This window comes from Nguyenibacter vanlangensis (genome assembly GCF_013376155.1).
Lineage (GTDB): Bacteria > Pseudomonadota > Alphaproteobacteria > Acetobacterales > Acetobacteraceae > Gluconacetobacter > Gluconacetobacter vanlangensis.
The window spans coordinates 1-3,984 of record NZ_JABXXP010000253.1; the positions used below are offsets into that span (position 1 = coordinate 1).

At 67.0% G+C, this 3,984-nt stretch carries 3 protein-coding genes; 2 read left to right on the plus strand and 1 reads right to left on the minus strand.

What is annotated here, in order from left to right; translation table 11 throughout:
* Positions 1–1,093: transglutaminase-like domain-containing protein (locus HUK84_RS11795; RefSeq protein ID WP_176640466.1), on the minus strand; the 1,093-nt coding region annotated here is incomplete at its 3' end.
* Positions 1,094–1,354: 261 nt separating this feature from the next.
* Between HUK84_RS11795 and HUK84_RS11800 the strand changes: the two genes are divergently transcribed.
* Together HUK84_RS11800 and HUK84_RS11805 are read left to right on the plus strand one after the other, a co-directional pair.
* Positions 1,355–2,896 carry a circularly permuted type 2 ATP-grasp protein gene (locus HUK84_RS11800; RefSeq protein WP_176640467.1) on the plus strand — a complete coding sequence of 514 codons (1,542 nt, stop codon included), beginning with the start codon at positions 1,355–1,357 and terminating at the stop codon, positions 2,894–2,896.
* Between the two features lie 35 nt (positions 2,897–2,931).
* Positions 2,932–3,939, plus strand: coding sequence for an alpha-E domain-containing protein (locus tag HUK84_RS11805; protein ID WP_176640468.1), 1,008 nt, complete (start codon positions 2,932–2,934; stop codon positions 3,937–3,939).
* The last annotated feature ends 45 nt before the right edge of the window (positions 3,940–3,984 follow it).

A 3,984-nucleotide genomic window follows, 5' to 3' on the forward strand; every position in this document is an offset into this window, starting at 1 on the left:
GGCGCAGCAGCCGCCCGGCATAGGCCCGCTTGGTCGGGCCCAGCGCGTCGACGTTCCATTCCGGCGCGTCCATGTCGGCGGCGGCGATGAAGGTCGGCTCGCCCCCCATGGTCAGGCCGACATCCCCGGCCTGCAGCGTCGCGTCGATCGCGCGGCCGGCCGCGAGGATCGCCTGCCATTGCGCGTCGTCATAGGGGCGGGTGGTGCGCGGCGTCTCGAGCACGCGGGTGACCGACATCGTGAAATCGAATTCGGTCTCGCATGGCTCGATCAGGCCGGTGATCGGGGCGGCGGAGGCGGGTTCGGGGGTCGCGGCCAGCGGGATGTGGCCCTCGCCGGTCAGCAGGCCGGACGTGGCGTCCAGGCCGATCCATCCGGCGCCGGGGAGATAGACCTCGGCCCAGGCATGGAGGTCGGTGAAATCCGCGCTGGGGCCCTCGGGGCCGGTCACGGGCTTCTGGTCCGCCACGAGCTGGATCAGATAGCCCGAGACGAATCGGGCGGCGAAGCCCAGGTGGCGCAGGATCTGTACCAGCAGCCAGGCGCTGTCGCGGCAGGAGCCGCAGGCGCGTTCCAGCGTTTCCTCGGGCGTCCAGACCCCCGGTTCCATCCGCACGACATAGGCGATGCGCTGCTGGATCTGCTGGTTCAGCGCGACCAGCATGTCGACGGTGTGCCGGGGCGTGCGGTCGATCCCCTCCAGCAGGGTCGCGAGCAGGGGCCCCGGCGTCTCGCGGACCCGGTACGGCGCCAGTTCCCCGGCCAGCACGGGGTCATAGGCGAAGGGCCATTGTTCGGCCTGGGGTTCGAGGAAGAAATCGAACGGGTTGATCGTCGCCATGTCGGCGACCAGATCGACCGCGACGTCGAAATGGGTGATCCGCTCGGGGAAGACGACCCGCGCCTGGTAGTTGCCCGAAGGATCCTGCATCCAGTTGATGAAATGCGGTTTCGGCTCGATCCGCAGCGCGTAGGACAGGACGGGCGTTCGGGCATGGGACGCCGGGCGGAGCCGGATGGTCTGTGGTCCGAGCGAGACCGGACGGTCGTAGCTGTAGCGGGTGCGATGTGTCAGCGCGACATGCAGGGTCATGCATCGACCTTGGTCAGTGATCTTCCGGACGGACCTGTTCCGGTCCGGTGACGGTAGACCAGCTCGGCCGCCCGCGAACAGGGGAAATACCCAAAATTCACATCATCCGACTCCGAAATGATCGCACTGTCGAGAGCGTGCCGATTGGCCCTTGGCGGCGACCCGTTTTCTTGCTTGGCTGTCTGGAAATCGGACCAGCAGGTGGGTGGACATGAATCCTTCGCGCCTGATCTCCCCTCATGCCGGGGAGAGCACGGGACAATGAGCGACCTGACAGAGCGCAACGCGCAGCCGGGGGCGGGCCTGTTCGTTTCCTACGACACGCCGGAATTTTTCTGCGAATTGATGAACCGCCGGGACATCCCCCCTGACGGCCCTCCACCAGACGGCCCCCCCCCTGACGGCCCCTTTGGCGGCCCCTCCCTTGGCGGCCCCCTTGGCGGCGTGGCGGTGATCCGCGAGAGGCTGGCGCATTTCGGCCTGGGCGAACTGCGCCAGCGGGCCCTGGCGGCCGAGGCCGACCTGTATAACCTGGGCATCACCTTTACCGTCTATTCCGACCGGGACGCCATCGACCGGATCCTGCCCTTCGACCTGATTCCGCGGGTGCTGACCGCGGCCGAGTGGGACCATGTGGATCGCGGGGTGCGGCAGCGGGTCGCGGCGATCAATCATTTCCTGTGGGACATCTATCACGAGCGCCGGATCCTGCGCGACGGGATCATCCCGGCCGAACTGGTGCTGGGCAATGCCAATTACCGGCCGGAAATGGAGGGGCTGGACGTTCCGGGCGGCGTCTATGTCCATATCAACGGCACCGACCTGGTGCGGGACGGGGCGGGACGGTTCCTGGTGCTGGAGGACAATGCCCGCACGCCGTCGGGCGTGTCCTACGTCATCGAAAACCGCCACATGATGCTGCGCAGCATGCCGGACCTGGCCAGCGGGCTGGACCTGATGCCGGTCGACGAGTACGGGCCGCGGCTGCGCCAGGCGCTGGCCGAGGTGGCGCCCCAGGGCGTGGATGCCCCGCAGGTGGTACTGCTGTCGCCGGGCATCTATAATTCGGCCTATTTCGAGCATGTCTTCCTGGCGCGCGAGATGGGCGTGCCGCTGGTCGAGGGGCGCGACTTGGTGGTCGAGGACGGCCGCGTCTTCATGCGCACGGTCGCCGGGCTGCGGCCGGTCCATTCGATCTATCGCCGGCTGAACGACGATTTTCTGGATCCCGCGGTCTTCAATCCCGACAGCATGCTGGGCGTGCCCGGGCTGATCGACGCCTATCGCCGCGGCAACGTCACCATCGCCAACGCGGTGGGCACCGGGGTCGCGGACGACAAGGCGGTCTATGCCTACATGCCGCGCATCATCCGCTATTACCTGTCGGAAGAGCCGATCCTGTCGAATGTCGAGACCCATATCTGCGCCGAGGCGGACGGGCTGGCCTATACGCTGGCCAACCTGGAGCGGCTGGTCGTCAAGCCGGTGGGTGAATCCGGCGGCTATGGGCTGATCATCGGTCCGCATGCCAGCGCGCTGGAGATCGAGGAATTCCGCGCCAAGCTGATCGCCGATCCATCGAACTATATCAGCCAGCCGGTGATCGACCTGTCGGTCTGTCCGACGCTGTGCGAGGCGGGCGTCGAGGCGCGGCACGTCGATCTGCGCCCCTTCGCCGTGACGGGGCGTTCGACCTGGGTGCTGCCGGGCGGGCTGTCGCGGGTGGCGCTGCGCAAGGGGTCGCTGGTGGTCAATTCCTCGCAGGGCGGCGGGTCGAAGGATACGTGGGTGCTGGCGTCATGAGCCAAATCATCGTCGATGCGTCGCCGGGCGGCGCGATGCCCAACCTGCTGTCGCGCTATGCCGAATGCACGATCTGGCTGGCGCGCTACATGGAGCGGATCGAGAACCTGGCCCGCCTGATCGACGTGACGGAAACCTTCGTGCGCACGCGCAGCACGGTCAGCGGCTGGCTGTCGATCATCCAGATCAACGCGGACGAGGAGCGGTTTTTCGCCCGCCACGACACGGCGTCGGAGGAGAACGTCGTCGGATTCTATGTCACCGACCGCGAGAATCCGAACTCCATCGTCTCGATCGCCCATGCGGCGCGGGAGAATGCCCGGTCGCTGCGGCCGCTGATCTCGACGGAGATGTGGACGCAACTGAACGTGTTCACCAACTGGATTCGCGGGCTGGGCGCCAGCGACATCCGCTCGGCCAATCTTTCCAGCCTCTGCGCCCGGCTGAAGCAGGATTGCCAGACCCATCACGGGATTACCGAGGGCACGTTCTATCGCGACCAGGCCTGGCTGTTCTATCTGATCGGCCGCAACCTGGAGCGCGGCGACCAGATCACGCGGCTGATCGACATCAAATATCATACCTTGCTGCCCAGCGTCGCCGGCGTGGGGTCGGAGCTGGATCTCGGCCAATGGGCCGCGGTGCTGCGCTCGGCCGCTGCCTATCACGCCTTTCGCCGCACCCTGCTGCCCGGGGACATGACGCCTGCCAATGTCGCGGGGTTCCTGCTGAAGAATGACGGATTTCCCCGTTCGCTTTCGACCAGCCTGCGGCAACTGCACTGGGCGATCGGCCATCTGCGGACCGATTACGGGCTGAAGAACGGCTATGCGGTGGCCGAGCGGGTTGAGGAGCTGCGCGCCACGCTGGCCGAGCAGACGATCAAGGACATCATCCTGCGCGGGCTGCACGAATTTCTGGACTGGGTGCAGCGCGAACTGCAGCTTGTGCAGAACGAGATCGCGCAGGCTTTCTGGCCGCCGGTCGTGCCGGCGGCCCTTTCCGCCGCCGGCCCCGCTACGCAGGGGCAGTCCCAGGGCTGAGCGTGGCGTGATGTCGGGGAATGGCGTGACGGCCGGGGCGGGGCG

Bases quoted from the DNA above. Each gene is read 5' to 3' on its own strand.
- HUK84_RS11805 (WP_176640468.1), top strand. From the start codon at position 2,932: ATGCCCAACCTGCTGTCGCGCTATGCCGAATGCACGATCTGGCTGGCG.
- HUK84_RS11800 (WP_176640467.1), top strand. From the start codon at position 1,355: ATGAGCGACCTGACAGAGCGCAACGCGCAGCCGGGGGCGGGCCTGTTC.